Annotated in this window: 19 protein-coding genes and 1 pseudogene; 11 read left to right on the top strand and 9 right to left on the bottom strand. The window is 42.5% G+C overall.

The features are described from left to right. The first annotated feature begins 11 nt into the window (after nucleotides 1–11). The 3 genes from sbcD to C6Y07_RS13830 are packed head-to-tail and all read left to right on the top strand — an operon-like array spanning nucleotide 12 to nucleotide 4898. Complete coding sequence (gene sbcD / locus C6Y07_RS13840) at nucleotides 12–1187, top strand: exonuclease subunit SbcD (RefSeq protein WP_060595952.1); 1176 nt, start codon at nucleotides 12–14, stop codon at nucleotides 1185–1187. Continuing rightward, nucleotides 1184–4579, top strand: a complete 3396-nt coding sequence (sbcC, locus tag C6Y07_RS13835; RefSeq protein WP_066031068.1) for an exonuclease subunit SbcC — start codon at nucleotides 1184–1186, stop codon at nucleotides 4577–4579. Before sbcD ends, sbcC begins: the two co-directional genes overlap by 4 nt. A gap of 19 nt (nucleotides 4580–4598) precedes the next feature. Next, the gene (locus C6Y07_RS13830; RefSeq protein ID WP_060595954.1) at nucleotides 4599–4898 is read left to right on the top strand and encodes a hypothetical protein; all 300 of its coding nucleotides are present in this window, start codon (nucleotides 4599–4601) and stop codon (nucleotides 4896–4898) included. A 46-nt stretch (nucleotides 4899–4944) separates the two neighbouring features. On the opposite strand, the gene C6Y07_RS13825 is transcribed toward C6Y07_RS13830, so the two are convergent. From C6Y07_RS13825 to C6Y07_RS13790, 8 genes are all read right to left on the bottom strand, one after another. Continuing rightward, nucleotides 4945–5163 carry a spore germination protein gene (locus tag C6Y07_RS13825; protein ID WP_003211468.1) on the bottom strand — a complete coding sequence of 73 codons (219 nt, stop codon included), beginning with the start codon at nucleotides 5161–5163 and terminating at the stop codon, nucleotides 4945–4947. A 22-nt stretch (nucleotides 5164–5185) separates the two neighbouring features. Continuing rightward, nucleotides 5186–5617 (bottom strand): spore germination protein GerPE, encoded by a 432-nt coding sequence (locus C6Y07_RS13820; protein WP_060595955.1) that lies wholly within the window; start codon nucleotides 5615–5617, stop codon nucleotides 5186–5188. Next, on the bottom strand, nucleotides 5617–5793 hold the full coding sequence (locus tag C6Y07_RS13815; protein ID WP_060595956.1) for a hypothetical protein: 177 nt from the start codon (nucleotides 5791–5793) through the stop codon (nucleotides 5617–5619). The genes C6Y07_RS13820 and C6Y07_RS13815 overlap by 1 nt, the downstream gene beginning before the upstream one ends. Further along, nucleotides 5790–6404 (bottom strand): spore germination protein GerPC, encoded by a 615-nt coding sequence (locus tag C6Y07_RS13810; RefSeq protein ID WP_066031066.1) that lies wholly within the window; start codon nucleotides 6402–6404, stop codon nucleotides 5790–5792. Before C6Y07_RS13810 ends, C6Y07_RS13815 begins: the two co-directional genes overlap by 4 nt. A 31-nt stretch (nucleotides 6405–6435) precedes the next feature. After that, nucleotides 6436–6669, bottom strand: coding sequence for a spore germination protein GerPB (locus tag C6Y07_RS13805; protein ID WP_060595958.1), 234 nt, complete (start codon nucleotides 6667–6669; stop codon nucleotides 6436–6438). Nucleotides 6670–6683: 14 nt separating this feature from the next. Continuing rightward, a complete protein-coding gene (locus C6Y07_RS13800) occupies nucleotides 6684–6905 on the bottom strand; it encodes a spore germination protein (RefSeq protein ID WP_003211745.1) in 222 nt (73 codons plus the stop codon). Between the two features lie 127 nt (nucleotides 6906–7032). Continuing rightward, a complete protein-coding gene (locus C6Y07_RS13795) occupies nucleotides 7033–7194 on the bottom strand; it encodes an aspartyl-phosphate phosphatase Spo0E family protein (protein WP_012009503.1) in 162 nt (53 codons plus the stop codon). 122 nt (nucleotides 7195–7316) lie between these two features. Then, entirely contained in the window at nucleotides 7317–8411 is a 1095-nt protein-coding gene (locus tag C6Y07_RS13790) for a CotH kinase family protein (protein ID WP_066031065.1), read from the bottom strand. A 205-nt stretch (nucleotides 8412–8616) separates the two neighbouring features. On the opposite strand from C6Y07_RS13790, the pseudogene C6Y07_RS19405 reads away from it, so the two are divergent. The 4 genes and pseudogenes from C6Y07_RS19405 to C6Y07_RS13775 all read left to right on the top strand — a co-directional run. Then, a pseudogene (locus C6Y07_RS19405) lies at nucleotides 8617–8691 on the top strand (CotG/ExsB N-terminal domain-containing protein); the annotation flags it as partial. A 232-nt stretch (nucleotides 8692–8923) separates the two neighbouring features. Beyond that, a complete protein-coding gene (locus C6Y07_RS19400) occupies nucleotides 8924–9262 on the top strand; it encodes a hypothetical protein (protein WP_181185448.1) in 339 nt (112 codons plus the stop codon). Between the two features lie 41 nt (nucleotides 9263–9303). After that, entirely contained in the window at nucleotides 9304–10209 is a 906-nt protein-coding gene (locus C6Y07_RS13780; protein ID WP_060595961.1) for a fumarylacetoacetate hydrolase family protein, read from the top strand. 92 nt (nucleotides 10210–10301) lie between these two features. Continuing rightward, nucleotides 10302–10670 carry a YisL family protein gene (locus tag C6Y07_RS13775; protein ID WP_034663442.1) on the top strand — a complete coding sequence of 123 codons (369 nt, stop codon included), beginning with the start codon at nucleotides 10302–10304 and terminating at the stop codon, nucleotides 10668–10670. Nucleotides 10671–10708: 38 nt separating this feature from the next. Here C6Y07_RS13775 and C6Y07_RS13770 read toward each other — a convergent pair whose 3' ends face one another. Beyond that, a complete protein-coding gene (locus C6Y07_RS13770) occupies nucleotides 10709–11236 on the bottom strand; it encodes a DUF2777 family protein (protein WP_106031481.1) in 528 nt (175 codons plus the stop codon). Between the two features lie 156 nt (nucleotides 11237–11392). Here C6Y07_RS13770 and asnB point away from each other — a divergent pair, with 156 nt between their 5' ends. The 4 genes from asnB to C6Y07_RS13750 all read left to right on the top strand — a co-directional run bounded on the left by asnB (nucleotide 11393) and on the right by C6Y07_RS13750 (nucleotide 17203). Continuing rightward, the gene (gene asnB / locus C6Y07_RS13765; RefSeq protein ID WP_060595963.1) at nucleotides 11393–13234 is read left to right on the top strand and encodes an asparagine synthase (glutamine-hydrolyzing); all 1842 of its coding nucleotides are present in this window, start codon (nucleotides 11393–11395) and stop codon (nucleotides 13232–13234) included. 147 nt (nucleotides 13235–13381) lie between these two features. Then, a complete protein-coding gene (locus C6Y07_RS13760) occupies nucleotides 13382–14899 on the top strand; it encodes a phytoene desaturase family protein (protein ID WP_106048737.1) in 1518 nt (505 codons plus the stop codon). After that, entirely contained in the window at nucleotides 14896–16371 is a 1476-nt protein-coding gene (locus tag C6Y07_RS13755) for a phytoene desaturase family protein (RefSeq protein WP_066031059.1), read from the top strand. Before C6Y07_RS13760 ends, C6Y07_RS13755 begins: the two co-directional genes overlap by 4 nt. Then, nucleotides 16364–17203: a phytoene/squalene synthase family protein gene (locus C6Y07_RS13750; protein WP_060595965.1), complete on the top strand. Its 840-nt coding sequence runs from the start codon at nucleotides 16364–16366 to the stop codon at nucleotides 17201–17203. The genes C6Y07_RS13755 and C6Y07_RS13750 overlap by 8 nt, the downstream gene beginning before the upstream one ends. Nucleotides 17204–17205 lie beyond the last annotated feature (2 nt).

Raw genomic sequence — 17205 nt, 5'->3', positions numbered from 1 at the left:
AGGTGAATCACATGAGGATTCTGCATACAGCGGATTGGCATTTAGGGAAAACCCTTGAAGGTCGAAGCCGGCTTGATGAGCAAGCACAGTTTTTAGATGAACTGTATCAAATCGTGAAAGACGAACACATTGATGTCATTGTGATGGCCGGTGATGCCTTTGATACAGTGAATCCGCCTGCTAGAGCAGAGCAGCTTTTTTATGAAAGTCTATCTGCCTTATCTGATAAAGGAAAACGGCAGGTAGTGGTCATCTCAGGCAATCACGATAATCCGGATCGCTTATCAGCCGCATCTCCTTTAACAAATGATCAGGGTATTCATTTAATTGGATATCCGACAAATGACATCATCCGTGTCGATGTTCCTTCTTCGAGTGAACGTTTATCCATTGCAGCACTCGCTTATCCGTCTGAGGCTAGACTAAATGAGGTGCTGGCTGAAACATTTGAAGAGAAAGTGCTTCGTGATCATTACAATTTAAAAATTCAACAAGCGTTTCAACATTTAAGTACTCAATTCCAGCCGGATACAGTTAATATTGCAACAAGCCACATTTATGTGGCAGGAGGAAGTCAAACAGATTCAGAAAGACCGATTGAAGTAGGCGGCGCATATACCGTTGCGGCTGAAAGCCTGCCAGAAGCAGCTTGCTATGTTGCACTTGGTCATTTGCACCGCCCGCAAACGATCAAACGTGCCAAAACGATTGCCCGGTATTCTGGATCACCTCTTGCTTATAGCTTTTCTGAATCAGGCTATGCCAAATCAGTCACAATTGTAGAGGCAAAACCTAATGAAAAGGCAAGCTGGAAAGAAGTGTTTTTATCAAGCGGAAAACCACTTGTGAAATGGAAGGCGACTGAGGGACTGAGTCAAGTGCACGAGTGGCTGGATGAAAAACGTGATCTTCAGGCGTGGATTGATTTAGAGATTCATTTAACAGACCAGCTCTCTATTGAAGAGATTCATCAGCTCCGTAAGCAGCATAGTGGGTTTGTTCACATTCGACCAAAGTTCAAAGAACTACAGCAAATAGAAGAGCAAAAGCAAGTGGAAAAGCTCTCGATCGAAGAGCGGTTCGTGAAATTTTATGAGCGCCAGACAGGTGGCGGTCTACCCGATGAAAAAACAGTCAAACTGTTTTTAGAGCTAGCCAATGAAATGCAAGAGGAGGAAGCGACTTGAAGCCGATTACGCTGACCATTAAAGGACTTCATAGCTTCAGAGAAGAACAAACAATTGACTTTAGCTCATTATGTGGTGCAGGTGTGTTTGGCATATTTGGACCGACAGGAAGTGGAAAGTCGTCCATATTAGACGCCATGACCCTGGCACTCTATGGCAAAGTGGAACGTGCGTTAAATAATACACATGGTATTTTGAACCAAGCGGAAGAAAAGCTGTCGGTTTCCTTTACATTTGCTTTGCAAAAGGAACACCATATTTCTTATAAAGTTGAACGTGCTTTCAAACGAGCGGATGAAATGAAAGTCAGAACGACATTATGCCGTCTGATTGAAATCGGTGATACGCAGACCGTTCTCGCAGATAAAGCGAGTGAGGTCAATCGTAAAGTAGAAGAATTACTCGGATTAACCATTGATGATTTTACGCGAGCGGTTGTCTTACCTCAAGGGAAATTTGCAGAATTTCTCTCCCTAAAAGGGGCAGACAGACGTCAAATGCTTCAGCGGTTGTTTAACTTGGAAAAGTATGGGGATCAGCTCGTCAAGCGTTTGCGTGCAAAAGCTCAGAATCAATATGGGCAAAAAAATGAACTGCTGGCTGAACTGAATGGTTTAGGGGAAGCTGGCCCAGAGGCGCTGGCAAAAGCAAAGGAAGCAGCAGAGCAGGCAAAAGCCATTTTTCATGAGAAAAAACAAGCGCGGGACGAAGCGTTCACTGCTTTTACAAAGGCGCAAGCGATCTGGCAGTATCAAAAGGAACAAGAAGCTTATGAGACTGAACAAAACAAACTGAATCTACTGGCACCATCAATGGAAGAGAAAAAGGCCAAGCTCAATATCGCAGAGCAGGCAGAGGCGCTAAAGCCCTATGCGGATGCATTAACAAAGGCTGAAAAACAGCTTTCTCAAGCATCAAAGGAGAAGCAGGAAGCAGAAAAGCAGCTGCTGCATCAACGAACGATCTATGATCAAATGACGCATGAGTATGAGCAAGCCCGGCAAAAGAAAATAGAGACTGAGCCAGAACTTCTCCAAAAGAAAGAGCAGCTGATTCATCTAAAGGAAATTGAACGAAAAAAAGAGACAGCTTTTCAGGAAAAGACAGGAATAGAACAGCAAAAAAATGAAAAAACGCAGCAATTCATACAAAAGAAAAAAGAAGCGGACAATCTTCAATCTCTATTAGAGCGTGCACTGACGAAACAAACACAGCTGAAGCATGAGCTGGAGCAGTTACAAGTCTCAGTAAAAGAACGGAAAAGTGTACAGGATGCTTTACGTTTAAGTGAAAATGTTGAAAGAATAAACCGCAGCATTCAAAAAGAAAAGCAAAAGCTGGAGGAGCTCAAAAAGCGAGCCTCACAGACTTCAGAAGCATATGAAAAGCTTCAAAAACAGCAAAACGACCATCATGAAAAAATAGACCAATCGTTTCAAGCAATTGAACACCTCTATTTTTATGTATGTGAATTCGAACGAGCTCTAACAGAATGGAGTAAAAAAGAACAACATCAGAAGCTCGAAAAATTAAAACAGCGTGATGTTGTAAGGGCGGCTGAATTAAGAAAAGAATTAGCGGCAGAGCTAGTAGATGGTGAGCCATGTCCGGTTTGTGGATCAATTCATCATGATCCAAAGGCTTTGGAATCCAATGACCATAAAGAAACCGTGGCACAAGTCGATGAAGTCATTCAACGGATGGACAAAGAGCTCAAGCAGGCAGAGGAGTATGCGAGAGACATGTATGCCGCAAAGCAGCTCCTCGAAACGAATGCCAATCAATTAGTGAAACAATTCGCTTTCTTATCTCAGAAAGCCCCGGGAGCAGAAGTAGCTGCAGCAGTAGAAACCGTACAAAATCCGCAGTCTTTGCAGGATCTGATGCAAGAATGGAGAGGCATAAAGCAGGATATTCAAGAAGTTGAACGTAAACGAGCTCGTTTAATGGATGAAACGCATAATCAAGCAGCAGAGATGAGCAAGATGAAAGAGCAAATGACTTTTGAACAGCAGCGCATCGAAGAATTAGAGGTGCTGATCAAAGAGCTTCAATCTGAGCTTTCAGAGCAAACGACTCAATTTGAACAGGCCTTCCCTCATTTTACATTGAATCAAGTACAAGAGCTGCAAAAGCAAATCGATGAAAAGGACCAACAAGCGGAAGGCTATAAAGAACGTATTGAGAAAAGCATTTCGTTTTTGGAAGAAAAACAGCTAGCAAAAGAGCAGCTGCAGACAGCGATATACAATGTCGAGAAAGAACTTGATAAACTAGCGCATCAGCTAGAAAGTCAGCATCAGCTTATCCATCAATATGAAACAGATTTAGGCCGATATCCATTAAAAGCTGCCTCTATTTCTGATGAACTTATTGAGGTTGAACATACTCTTGCTCTTCTTAATGAAAAAGAACAGCAATCGTACAAGCAATTGCAGCACGCGCAGCAGTTGTTTAGTGAGGCGCAAAGCCATTTTTCAAGCAGTGAGCGTCAGCTTCAAGAGGCGAACCGGCGAAAACAAGAAGCAGAAGCAGCATGGGAAAAAGAAACAGAATCCTCTCCTTTTCATATGCCGCAGGAAATTGAGTCTGCTTCAATGGAACAGGCAGTACGTCAATCGGTCAAACAGGAAATGGAGGAATTTGAGGATAAAAGAAAGGAATGTGCCGCAAACTTAAAGCGAATTTCTGAATTACTGAAAGAAGAGTCACTGGATGAAAAGCAGTGGACTGACATTCAGCACAGAAAAGATGCAGCTGAAAAAGCATTGGAAGAAGCGACAGCAATGAGTGGGTCCGCACATGAACACCTGCGTGTGATTGAAGAAAATCATCAGCGCTTTGCAAGTATTCACGAACGCTTGGAAGCACTGCAGCAAGAAATTGATCGCCTCGATAAACTGCAAACCGTTTTTAAAGGGAATACGTTTGTTGAATTTTTAGCAGAAGAACAGCTGGAAAGTGTCAGTCGTGATGCATCCGCCCGCTTGGGTATGTTGACGAGACAAAGATATGCGATTGAGGTCGACTCAGAAGGCGGCTTTGTTATGCGTGATGATGCAAATGGTGGTGTCAGGCGTCCTGTGTCCAGCTTGTCCGGCGGGGAAACCTTCCTGACATCGCTGGCGCTTGCCCTTGCTCTTTCTGCACAAATTCAGCTGAGAGGTGAATTCCCGCTGCAATTCTTTTTCCTTGATGAAGGATTCGGTACGCTCGATCAAGACTTGCTTGATACGGTCATTACCGCATTAGAGAAACTGCAGTCTCACAATTTAGCAGTTGGTGTGATTAGCCACGTGGAAGAATTGAAAATGAGACTGCCGAAGAAACTGATTGTCCATCCAGCAGATCCAAGCGGGAAAGGGACAACGGTCTCAATGGAATTAATGTAATTGTTGAGGTGATGACAGGGTGGCAAAGCAAACCATTGGATTATGTGAGCTGTGCGGAAGACAAAATGTCCTGCTCACAGAACACCACTTAACACCAAGAGAAGAAGGTGGGGCTTTTTTAGCGACTGCCTTCCTGTGTATCCCCTGCCATAAACAAGTGCATGCACTCTTTACAAACCAGGAGCTTGCCGCACGCTTGAACACACTTGATGCACTAAGGCAGGATGAAAAGCTTGCTTCGTACATCAAATGGATTCGAAAACAGCCGGCAAGCAAGCTGGTTAAAACAAAAAAATCGAGACAACGCAGAAAAAAATAAGCATAAAAAGCGCTCCTCTAAATGAAATGACTGTAGAGGAGCTGCTTTATGCATTGCCTACCATATTCTGATCATTTAAGTCAGGATCCACATAGTTGGTGGCGCTGATGCCATTATTTAATATCAAGAAATCTCCGGTATTTCCCGCTCCAGAGCCTAAAGCAGATTTTGACGAACTTTTAGGCGACAGGTAGAATGAGTCACCGACGTTTACGACGCCTCCAGAAATAGAGTTAATGTAAATGGGTCCGACAATTGCTGGCATAATCGACATCCTTTATTCGAAGTCATATCACCATCATATGCGTAGGTAGGTCCATTTGTGAGTTTGGCGGACTTTCGTCGTTGCTAAATAACTCTCGAATATGCTTCACTCTTGCAACGCCATTCACTCCACACGTAGAGCCAATTTGAAACACAGAGGAGGAAGACACCCCTTCTACATGTATTGAAGACACTTTAATCACAGGCTTTTCATGGTAAAATGCTGTTCTGACGGATCGTTCCGGCAGCATCAATGGAATAGGCTCATAATACACTTCAAATTCTTTCGCATTTAAGTTTTCTGCTTCATTGCCATAAAACAAACTAATGGTTCGTTGAACAGCTAACACCTTAACCTTCGGGCATAGCTCCTGCGTATCACCGATTTGAACAACACTTGAAATCCCCACAGAATTCACCTTCGTGAAACTCACTTGAGATGTGCGCTTTATCATTATCGAGGTGCCAGAGGAACAAACGGGCCAATGATAAGAGATTCTGGCGGTGTATCAAAAATGGAGGATAATTGTACATGATCTGTGTCCCCGATGATAAATAGGGAAGAGGACGAAACCCCAACTACTTTAATGCATCCGGTCTCGATGTTGCGGTTGACGACTGTGAAATTCATCCGTTTTCCTCTCCTTTCGTTTCATTTGGAATATGGGCTAAGAAATGCTCAATCGCTCGTTTGACATCATGCTTCACATATTCAGCAATTTGCTCTGAACGCTGCAGCGGGGTCATATCTTCCCGGTGCGGGAGCTGTCCTGCATAGTATTTGATTCTGCTGTCAATTTGCTTGCGAATGTCCTCAATGATGTGGTGTTTGTTGCTCTCATCAAGAGACCCTTCATATCGCTGCTCTAGCTCTTCAAGAAGTTCTGGCGCTTCTTCATTTAAGAATGCGTCGACAAGCTGGCGTGTTTGATTGAAAAATTGATCAGCCATTTCTTGCTGCATCATTCCAATACCCGGGGTTGTTGTTTGGCCCACTTCAAAGTTTTGAACACTGTTTGGATCAGATGGATTGAGGCCGATGTTCAGTGTGCCTTCAAGCCGCTCGATTTTCAGTTGATCAAATTGATAATCAATCCGTTCAATCGTCGTTGTCGGTTTATCTTTGATCATTTGCATTTCCTGCTGAAGTTCGTTAAGCCTTTTTTCAAGCATCATAATTTGTTGTGTTTGCTTTTGAATGATGCCATGCACCTGTGAAGCGTTGCTTTGATAATCATACATTGACATACACCTCCGGGGATAGCAGATGAACTTAAGTTGTTGGTGACTGAAGCGGTACAAAAGGTGTTGTGATTGCGCCTTGGGATTCTTCAATTCCTTGTGTACCTGCTGCGGCAGGTGCTGCTTCTACGTAGCTGCCCGTGTTATACAGATTAGAAAGAGCTTTAATTGAACCAGCGCTCCCAATTTGCAGCACAGAGGAGTTACTGACAGACTCTACACGCAAATAATTAATTTGTATCGCTTGATTAATATAGAAGTTCAACGGATTCTCACTCCTTACAAGTTACCAACAAGCGGTTGATCAATGACATCACTGTCGTACGTATTTGTCACACTTTTATAGTTGCTAATGCGCAATTGATCACCAGTGTTAAAACTGCCTGCGCCAGCAAACGTTTTAACCTGACTATTTGGAGAAATGGTGATGCAGTCTCCAACATGAACGACTCCGCTCGTTCCGACGGCATTTACTTTAAAGGCTCCAACAATAGCCGGCATAGCGGTGCACATCCTTTATAAAAATAAGGCACTTTGTTTTTGGGCGTTTCACCATAGCTTATGATGGGTCTTTTAATGTGTGATTGTCTTTTTGAAAGCTTTTGATGAGAGGAATTAGGTGTATGGTTTACCCTTTTTTAGAGCATTCATTCGAGGTGTATTTGATGCCTTTATTTAAGAGTGTATCAAGCTCTTGACTGCACCTGATGGTTTCTTCGGCATTCATCCCGAATTTTTTTGCTGTCTCAATTAAATGTAATCTTTTTTGTTCAATTTCATAATTGATCATAACGGACGCCAACTCTCACATTTTTTATATAATAGAAGGATATGGTTAGTATACCCTATTTTTCTATAAAAAAAGCTGTTTCGTCAATATGAGTAATAAAGTGACAAAATTCGAAAGCGTCCTTACGTGCCATATATCTCTTTTCTTATTTCAGCCTGTAAATAACGTCGTCTTTTGTTGATATACTGCCGGATGACCTCTCGTTCTGATTGTAGGATGTCTTTGCGGTCTCTCGTATAAGGATCATCTCCAATTCGGTTCTCGATAGAAGCATGCCATTTTTCGATGATTGGACAAAGCCGGTCTTCTAAAAAATGAGTATTGAGTACATGCTGAAAAAGCGTGTAATAGGCTCTCTTAAATGAAGGGATATCTAGTAACCTAGCAGTTAAAGTATTAAAGCCGTTTACTGGAATATAATCAAATGCCATTTCTTCTCCATGAATGTCACGGCCCCATGTCGCATCATAATCCCAAGGAAGTACTTGAAATTTTCCTTGTTCATTCACATAAAGAGCGTAGTTATGGACAAAGCCGTCAAAGTTTTGTGTGCACACGACACCAATGAGCCAGCGGAAATACTGTGTTACATCTAGGTATTGCTCAATTTTTTCTGCAAATATGTCATCTTTCGCTGTGTTGAGAAAGTAAATAAATTCACTCAGCTGCTGATCGTGTTGAGAAGTCCCCGTTTTTTTCTCGTACCCGAGGAGGAGGTGTTTTTTGGGCTTTTTATCAAACGAACTCAAAAGGGAGAAGTTGGCATCGTCATCGACTGCATAATAAATGCCGCCTCCTGAAAGCTGCCTTTTCTGAAAAAAGTGCTCATCAACAGATTCTATTTTTAAATAAATGCCTTCTTTTCTTCCGTTTATAGTGAGAAACACATGAGACGCAGCCGGGCTTAGCACCCCTATCTGCTCGAAGAAATAAAAGGACAGTCTGTTTCGGATAAACGAGGGGTCATTGTATTCTGCATTTAAATGAAAGATAGATTCGCCTTGTCTTTGCTTTGGCTTTCGATATTCAATTTGATAGGACTTTTTTTTCAGCTTTCTAATGTGAGACCCGCGGTATGAAGCATAAATGTGTGATTTGGTCTGGCCGGTTTTCAAAATGGCCTCAACAGGTTCATCGTTCCATATGTCTTTTCTTAATTCAATCAAGTCCTTTGGATGAATCCAAATATCTATTTGCTTTAAAGGTTCTGTGGTCATGCGTTCATCAGCCTCCTATGCTCTTCTTTACGATATGAAAGTGAAGGAATGTCCTGTACCCGCTTGTTAGGTATTCATGGAGTTTTAAAAGAAAGGGGCATCCGCCAAGAACACTTGTCTACCAAGTCTCGTAACATAAAGCAGAGAAGATAAACAGCTTGATCTGTTTGTTTTGTCAAAGTATAGACTGGGAGGGGAATCGTTCGTGAGCACATTTGATCATTCACATATTGAACATGCAGTGGATTCACTTCGAAGTGAAGGACGTGATCATCACTTAGATCGTGAACCAGAATCGAGACGATCGCACAAGTCAGCACGTTCTCGCCATTCAAAACGCCGTCATTGGTTCTTTGGTGGAGGCGAATGCCGTAAATCACACCGCAGTAAAAAAAGCTGTAAGAGCTATCGTTCGAAAAAAAGTCGCTGTTCAAAGAAAAGCGTGAAAAGTGAGAAACCATGCAAAAGTAAAAAGTCGTGCAAAAGCAAGAAATCTTGCAGAAGTAAAAAGAGTGAACCGAAAAAATCATGCCGCAGCAAACACAGATCCCATCATAAGAAAAGCTGCCGCAAGTCACATCGCAGCCATCGATCTAAACGATCTCATCACCATAGAAGCTGCCATCGATCTAAACGTTCTCATCACCATAAACGCAGCCGCTCTTGCAAAAGATGTGGAAAGAAAAAGCATCATTCCCACAGCAGAGGAAATGTTGATCGCAAATGGGACCAAGGGAACATGTGGGAGTATCGCCGCTACCGCTAAACATCAGATCATCTTTTTTGAAACCCTTTTTAAAAGAGAGTATGATAAAAAAGGGTTTTTTTTATTTCATAGAGAAATAAAATGAGACATCATCACTTAGCGAAATGAAGATTGTGAGGGGAAGACATGAAGTTTTTTACAGGTGAGATACATAGCAGAATGTTTATTGGGGTAGTGATTGATGATGAATGGGTCATGGACGTCAAAAAGGCAGAAGCCAAATTATTTGAGCTTGAGACACTGCCAAACTCTTTAGCTGAATGTATTAATATGGGGGACAAGTTTGTTGAGCATGTCAAACAGCTCCTTGACTGGGCTGAGAAAAAAGAAGAAGACCGCGGTTCTTATGTATATCCGCTTTCGGAAGTGAAACTCCATGCGCCGATTCCAAAGCCGGCTAAAAACATCATGTGTGTTGGAAAGAATTATCAAGATCATGTCATGGAGATGGGAAGTGCAGCGGATATTCCTAAAGATGTGATGATCTTTACAAAGGCACCTACTTCAGTCGTTGGACATGAAGCGGATATTCTCCTTCATGAAGATGTGACCAGTGAGCTGGACTATGAAGGGGAGCTTGCGATCGTGATGGGCAAATCAGGGAAGAATATTGCACCTGAAGAGGTCCGTGATTATCTATTCGGTTACACCATTTTAAATGACGTAACGGCAAGAGATTTGCAGAAAAAACACAAACAATTTTTCATAGGTAAAAGCTTAGATACAACCTGCCCGATAGGACCTTATATTGTGCATAAGTCAGTGGTCGAGGATCATGGTGCGCTCCATGTGGAAACAAAGGTAAACGGAGAGGTTCGCCAGTCTGCCAGTACAGAATTAATGATTTTCTCCATCGAGAATATTGTTTCTACTCTTTCAAAAGGGATGACACTAGAAGCTGGTGACATCATTGCAACGGGAACACCTTCTGGGGTTGGCAAAGGCTTTGAACCGCCTAAGTTCTTAGCTTCAGGGGATCGAATTGACATCACGATTGAGCCGATTGGAACGCTATCGAATCGCGTCAAATAAAGAGTGCGATGACACAGGATTGTCGCTTTGTGTTCGACTTATTTCGTGGTACGATGAGAAGGTAATTGTTCTGATAAAGGGGGAAATAACAGATGGGAACGCATTTACATATTACAGCATGGGTGCTAGGGATTATTTTATTCTTCGTTGCCTTTGCTCTAGCAGGTAAAAATGACAAAGGTGCTAAAATTGTGCACATGATTGTCAGACTATTGTACTTGATCATTATCGCAACAGGCGTAGAGCTGTATGTTCGCACAGGAATGAAAATTCCAGGTTTCGGTGGCGAGTATATCGGTAAAATGATTCTCGGTATCCTTGTGATCGGCTTCATGGAAATGGTTCTTGTACGCAAGAAAAAAGGAAAATCGGTGACTGGTGTATTGATTGGTTTTATCGTATTCGCCATTGTGACCATTCTTCTCGGTTTACGTCTGCCGATCGGTTTTCATATCTTTTAACATAAAAAGGGCATTGCTTATACGAAGCAGTGTCCTTTTTATATGCCATCAAACTGTGAAACCGACCGGTGACCGTCAGAAGTGGTCCATTCAAAACGAATTTGACCTGCGGCGGAGTCATGGTGACATTGAAGGGCAAGTGATTGTGAATCTGTCGAAAACTGAAAGAAAGAAACTCGTTGAAAAGAATGAAAGGAGGAGAAAACACAATCGTAGACGGAAAAACCAAGCTGCTCTACCTGTGCAATGATTTCATAAAAAACGTTTTCAGGAACGAACATCAGGAGGTCAAGCCATCCTTTGGCAAGTGATGCCGTATATTGAATCACTTCACCGCCTTGTACTTCTACTAGCTGCCCACTTTCATGAAGTATCATGGACCCGAGCAGTTCCCCTTTTGTCCACCTGCCATTTTCCTTCAAACAGATCATCGTGCTTTGAAGACTTTCTGGCAGCATGATGTCTCCTTCTTCATCTTCAATCAGACAATACCCGTTTTCAATCAGTAAATACCCGCTGCACCATCTTCGACTGCAGCGTTCAAGCTGCTTCATTCGTTTTTCCATTTGCAAAAGCTCCTTTCCTCTTTCTTTTCTTACCAAATCATGCTTGTCCTATACGCCCGAGAAAAAAAGGACAAATCAACTATCAAGGAGACGATGCATAAACTAAGAAAGGCTGAATGAGAACACTTGAGGAAAAACGGATGGGAGCTGATGATGATGTGTGGAATAACAGGCTGGGCAGACTTTAAAAAGCAGCTCATCCAACAGGATCATGTAATCAATCAAATGACAGATACATTATCTAAAAGAGGGCCAGACGATACAAATACGTGGAAAAGTGAGCACGTTCTATTTGGGCATAAAAGGTTAGCGGTTGTAGATGTAGAAGGCGGAAAACAGCCGATGACATATACACATCAAAACCATGCTTATACCGTTGTATACAATGGAGAGCTCTATAACACAGAAGATATAAGAAAAGAATTGTTAAAAAGGGGCCACCGCTTTCTTGGGCATTCTGATACAGAGGTTCTTCTTCACGCCTACACAGAATGGAAGGAAGAGTGTGTGACCCATTTTAATGGTATTTTTGCATTTGTGATCTGGGATAGTGAGCGTGAATTATTATTTGCAGGGAGAGACCGGCTCGGCGTCAAGCCATTTTTCTATACAGAACGTCATCATTCCTTTTTATTTGGTTCGGAAATCAAAGCGCTACTTGCTCACCCTGATATGAAAGCAAAAGTCGATCATGAAGGATTATCGGAGATCTTTGGTTTAGGACCGTCTAGAACACCAGGGCAAGGAGTGTTTAAAGGGGTAAAAGAGCTGAGACCTGCTCATGCTTTGACTTTTTCAAAAGACGGACTGCGTGTGTGGAGATACTGGAATGTCAAAAGCAAGGTGCATACGGACTCACTTGATGACACCGCACAGCACGTCAAGCATCTCTTTACAGATGCCGTCACAAGACAGCTCGTTTCTGATGTGCCTGTTTGTACATTTTTATCGGGTGGCGTCGATTCGAGTGCCATTACCGCCATTGCCGCTAAGCACTTTGAGAAAATAGGGAAAGCACCGCTTCATACGTATTCGGTTGACTACGAAGGAAATGATCAATTCTTTGAAGCAAGTCAATTCCAGCCGAATGCTGACGGTCCATGGATTGACCGCATGACCAAGGCGTTTCAAACGAATCATCACAGCTGCGTCATTGGACAAAAGGAGCTGGCTGCTTATTTGAAGGAAGCGGTTGAGGTCCGAGACTTACCGGGTATGGCAGATATTGATTCTTCTTTGCTTTGGTTCTGTCGAGAAATTAAAAAGGACTTTGTTGTCGGTTTGTCAGGTGAATGTGCGGATGAAATTTTTGGAGGTTATCCTTGGTTCCATGCGGCAAATGAAACGAATGGTTTTCCTTGGATGAGATCGACGGAAGCCAGAACGCAGCTCTTACAAGATTCGTGGCAAAAGAAGCTGTCACTAAGAGAATATGCACAAAGCAAATATGAAGAAACCGTGGCTGAAACGCCTCTTTTAGATGGAGAAACTGGAGTGGATAAAGCCCGGAGAGAACTTTTTTACTTAAATATGGTCTGGTTTATGACAACGCTGCTAGATCGAAAAGACCGAATGAGTATGGGGGCGAGTCTTGAGGTACGAGTGCCATTTGCAGACCATCGCCTTGTCGAATATGTGTGGAATATTCCTTGGGAAATGAAAATGCATGGAAATCGTGAAAAAGGGGTTTTACGAAAAGCATTAGAGGGAATTTTACCGAATGAAGTGCTTTATCGCAAGAAGAGTCCTTATCCGAAAACACATCATCCAGCCTATACCCAGGCTGTGAAAGAGATGTTAACAGATTGCCTTGCGCAAAAAGATTCTGTCCTTCACGAATTTCTAGATGCACATCAATTAAACCAGCTGATTGAAACGGAAGGAGCCTCCTTTCAAGTGCCTTGGTATGGCCAGCTCATGAAGGGCCCGCAGTTAATCGCTCATCTGGCGCAGATTCATCATTGGTTTGAAACGTATCGAATTGATATAGAAGCGTAATAAAGGGTCGGCTTTCTTACATTTGTTGAAGGGAAGCCGGCTTTTTTAATACATAGCATGAGACGAATAGAGCACATCAAAAGTTGATCTAATCTTTCTAATTTGTATAATTAACTTAAAGTGAATTAATTTGGAGGAAAAAGGATAATGAAAATCATTGTGATCGGAGCAGGACCAGGGGGACTTGCGGCAGCTATGATGCTTCAAAGCAAAGGACATGATGTTCAGGTATACGAAAAACAGCCCTTTGTTGGCGGACGTAACTCTAAGTTTCAACTCGGTGATTTCACGTTTGATACGGGTCCTACCTTTCTCAGCATGATTCATATTGCAGAGGAGCTGTTCACCTTTGCTGGTAAAAATCTTTATGACTATATTGATGTGATCGAATTAAAAGAAATGTATAGATTGATTTTTCAAGACGATCAGCTAGATATGATTCGAGATCGTGATGAAATGTATAGACGGTTAGAAGCCTTTGCACCTGGTGAGGGCGAAGGGTATTTACGATTTATGAACGATACAAAGCGCAAAATGGATCAGCTTACACCTATTTTACAAAGTAAAATGGATCGTTTTCATCACTATTTGCGTCCAAAGGTGCTCAAAGCACTTCCGCAGCTTTCATTGAATAAGAGTTTATATGATGTGCTGTCAGATTATTTCTCAAATGAATCAGTGAAATATGCGTTTACATTTCAATCAAAGTATTTAGGCATGTCACCGTGGGAGTGCCCTGGTGCTTTCTCCATTCTATCGTTTATGGAACATGACACAGGTGTTTTCCATCCGAAGGGCGGGGTCAATCAGCTGTCAGAAGCGATGGCAAAAGCAGCGGTTGAAGCTGGAGCGACGATTCATCTGTCAGCTGGCGTCGAAAAATTGCTGACGGAAGGCAGGAAAGTAAAAGGCATTCGCTTAGAATCTGGGGAAGAAATACAGGCAGATGAGGTTGTCGTAAATGGAGACTTTGCACATGTGATGACAAAGCTTGTAGAGCCAGGACTTTTAAAGAAATATAGCGAGAAAAAATTAAAAAAGAAAAAATTCTCATGCTCCACCTTTATGCTTTATTTAGGATTAGATACCATGTATGAGGAGCCGCATCATACCATCGTATTTTCCGATGATTATGCTCAATTCGTCAAAGGCATTACGAAAACATATGAGCTGCCAGATGATCCATCTATTTATATTCAAAATGCAAGTGTCACAGATGACTCGCTTGCGCCAAAAGGAAAGTCAGCTCTTTATGTGCTGGCACCTGTTGCCAACAATCAAAGCGGTATTGACTGGGAAGTGCATCAAGATGAATTTAGAGAACTTGTGCTGGACACACTTGAGCGAAAAACCGGTTTTAAGAATGTGAGACAGCATATAGAAGTCGAACGGATGATCACACCGAAGCAATGGGAGGAAGACCTTTACGTATACGAAGGAGCTACATTTAACCTTGGCCACCAGCTGACGCAGATGATGGTCCTAAGGCCGCACAATGAATTTGATGAATTGGACCATTGCTGGCTTGTAGGAGGAGGGACGCACCCAGGAAGCGGGCTGCCGACCATTTTAGAATCAGCACGTATCACGACAAATGCGATTCTTTCAAAAGAGAAACATACGCACAAAACATTGCCGCACCAAGAAAAGGGGAGTGCCTCATGAAAAAACATATATTGATTGCAGGTGGCGGGATTGGCGGGATGATCTCAGCACTTTATTTAAAAAAAGCTGGACATGATGTCACGCTTGTCGAAAAAAATGAGCGACTTGGCGGAAGACTTGCTTTTGTACGTGAGAAAGGATATAAAGTAGATGAAGGTCCGACCATTGTCCTACTTCCTGATATGTTAAAAGGTATTTTACATGAGGTTGGAATGGACGAAGCATCTCTTGATCTTTTGCAGCTTGATCCGCTGTATACGATTCAATATCAAGATGGAACCTCCTACACGAAGTACTCTGATGCATTTCGTCAGCTAGAGGAAATCAGACGTGTATTTCCAGAGGAAGATCAAGGATTTCTAAGGTTTATGGAAGAAATGACAGACCGTTTTCAAGAAGGGCAGCAAGCCTTTCTAGAGAAATCATTTCATGAAAAACGTACATTTTTTACAAAAGCAAACATGAAGATTTTAATGAAATTAAAGGCGTATCGAACGGTTCAAAGTGCTCTGAAAAAGTATTTCTCAGACGAACGCCTGCGAGATGCATACGCACTGCAAACCCTCTATGTCGGAGGGAACCCGTATGAAGCATCTGCTATTTATTCGCTCGTTTCATATAGTGAGCACGCACATGGAATCTACTATTTAAAAGGCGGCTATGCGAGCTTAGTAGATATACTGGAGAGGCAGCTCATAAAAATGGGTGTGCATGTAAGAAAAAATGAAGAAGTCACGGAGCTAGAGTTTGAGGGGAAACGCGTGGTTAGAGCAAAAGTCAGTGACGACCGTATAGCAGCTGATGCATTTGTGATCAACGGAGATTATCCAGCTGCGTTAAAACAGCTTGGTTTAGACGAACAAGATCGGCGTAAATACGTGCCGTCTTCTGGCTGTGTGATGGTGTATCTAGGGTTAAACAAGATGTACCATGATGCGCCTGTTCACCAATTTTTTATGGGAGAACACTTTGATCAGCATATGAAAGAGGTTTTTCAAACGAAGACGATCCCTCAAGATCCGTCGTTTTATACGTTTAATCCATCGATCATTGATCCATCTCTTGCCCCGGCAGGCTGTAGTGTTTTATATATGCTGATTCCCGTTCCCTCAGGAGATCATATCAACTGGGAAGAGGAGACAGATTTTGTAGAGAAAATGGTGGATCGTCTTGAGAAAAGAGGCTTTCCAAGATTGCGAGAGTCGATTGTCTGGGAAAAAATCAGAACACCAAATGATTCCTTGCGAGAAGGATTGTTTGAAGGCGGCAGCTTTGGACTTGCGCCTAACTTGTTTCAATCAGGTGTGTTCCGCCCGCAAGTGAAGGTAGCTGAGACGGGCAATCTTTATGCAGTAGGTGCTTCCATCCATCCTGGGGGCGGAGTGCCGATCGTGATGCAAAGTGCGAAGCTGATGGCTTCTGTGCTGTTAAAAGATTTGAATGACAGAAAGGAAGTGAAGCTAAGTGGTTGATGTACAAACAGCATTGAAATTATGTGAGGAGACGATTCAAACCCATTCTAAAACGTTTTACCGTGCCTTTTCCATGCTGCCTAAAAAGAAAAGACAGGCCGTCTGGGCTGTGTATTCCTTTTGCCGGAGAGCAGATGATATTGTAGATGAGTCCCCCTCGCCAAAAGAGGAGCTTGCATCCTTTCGAGAGACGTTTGATCGATTTTTACATGGTGAGGTAGATCGGAATGATCCGATGTGGGTGGCGCTAGAACATACATTTCAAGAGTTTCGTATGGATGAAGCCCCGTTCCGTGACTTGCTCCAAGGTCAAGAGATGGATTTAGAGCAGCATCGGTATGAAACGTTAGATGAACTGCTCATCTATTCCTACCATGTGGCTAGTACCGTTGGGCTTATGTTGCTTCCCATTATTGCACCGCGTAAAAAAGAACAGCTGAAAGAAGCAGCCATTTCATTAGGGATTGGCTTGCAGCTGACCAACATCCTTCGTGACATCGGCGAGGATAAGGCTGAAAGAGACCGCATTTATTTGCCAAAGCAAGTCATGGATCAATTCGGATATACAGAGCAAGAATTGCAAGAAGGCATTGTCAATCAAGCATTTCAGCACGTATGGGAGTACATTGCCTTTGAGGCAGAGGCATACTACGAGGAGTTTTTTGACCATCTTCATGAATTCCCGCTTTATTCACGTATATCAGTGAAAGCAGCTGCTCATTTTTATAAAGCCATTTTAGATAAAACAAGAGAAAATGAATACCGCGTGTTTACACAGCGATCATTTATTTCAAAGCAGGAAAAAGAACTTATTTTAGAAGATATTACGTAAAA

Origin of the sequence: Bacillus sp. LNXM12-1, assembly GCF_003004375.1 — a bacterium.
In the GTDB taxonomy this organism is placed as follows: Bacteria; Bacillota; Bacilli; order Bacillales; family Bacillaceae; genus Bacillus.
The sequence above is the reverse complement of the archived record's forward strand: the minus strand, read 5'-3'. Positions and strand labels throughout refer to the sequence as shown.

Bases quoted from the DNA above. Each gene is read 5' to 3' on its own strand.
- sbcD (WP_060595952.1), top strand. From the start codon at position 12: ATGAGGATTCTGCATACAGCGGATTGGCATTTAGGGAAAACCCTTGAA.
- C6Y07_RS13825 (WP_003211468.1), bottom strand. From the start codon at position 5,163: ATGCCAGCAATTGTCGGACCCATTTACATTAACTCTATTTCTGGAGGC.
- C6Y07_RS13820 (WP_060595955.1), bottom strand. From the start codon at position 5,617: ATGATAAAGCGCACATCTCAAGTGAGTTTCACGAAGGTGAATTCTGTG.
- C6Y07_RS13815 (WP_060595956.1), bottom strand. From the start codon at position 5,793: ATGAATTTCACAGTCGTCAACCGCAACATCGAGACCGGATGCATTAAA.
- C6Y07_RS13810 (WP_066031066.1), bottom strand. From the start codon at position 6,404: ATGTATGATTATCAAAGCAACGCTTCACAGGTGCATGGCATCATTCAA.
- C6Y07_RS13800 (WP_003211745.1), bottom strand. From the start codon at position 6,905: ATGCCGGCTATTGTTGGAGCCTTTAAAGTAAATGCCGTCGGAACGAGC.
- C6Y07_RS13795 (WP_012009503.1), bottom strand. From the start codon at position 7,194: ATGATCAATTATGAAATTGAACAAAAAAGATTACATTTAATTGAGACA.
- C6Y07_RS13790 (WP_066031065.1), bottom strand. From the start codon at position 8,411: ATGACCACAGAACCTTTAAAGCAAATAGATATTTGGATTCATCCAAAG.
- C6Y07_RS13780 (WP_060595961.1), top strand. From the start codon at position 9,304: ATGAAGTTTTTTACAGGTGAGATACATAGCAGAATGTTTATTGGGGTA.
- C6Y07_RS13775 (WP_034663442.1), top strand. From the start codon at position 10,302: ATGGGAACGCATTTACATATTACAGCATGGGTGCTAGGGATTATTTTA.
- C6Y07_RS13770 (WP_106031481.1), bottom strand. From the start codon at position 11,236: ATGGAAAAACGAATGAAGCAGCTTGAACGCTGCAGTCGAAGATGGTGC.
- asnB (WP_060595963.1), top strand. From the start codon at position 11,393: ATGTGTGGAATAACAGGCTGGGCAGACTTTAAAAAGCAGCTCATCCAA.
- C6Y07_RS13760 (WP_106048737.1), top strand. From the start codon at position 13,382: ATGAAAATCATTGTGATCGGAGCAGGACCAGGGGGACTTGCGGCAGCT.
- C6Y07_RS13755 (WP_066031059.1), top strand. From the start codon at position 14,896: ATGAAAAAACATATATTGATTGCAGGTGGCGGGATTGGCGGGATGATC.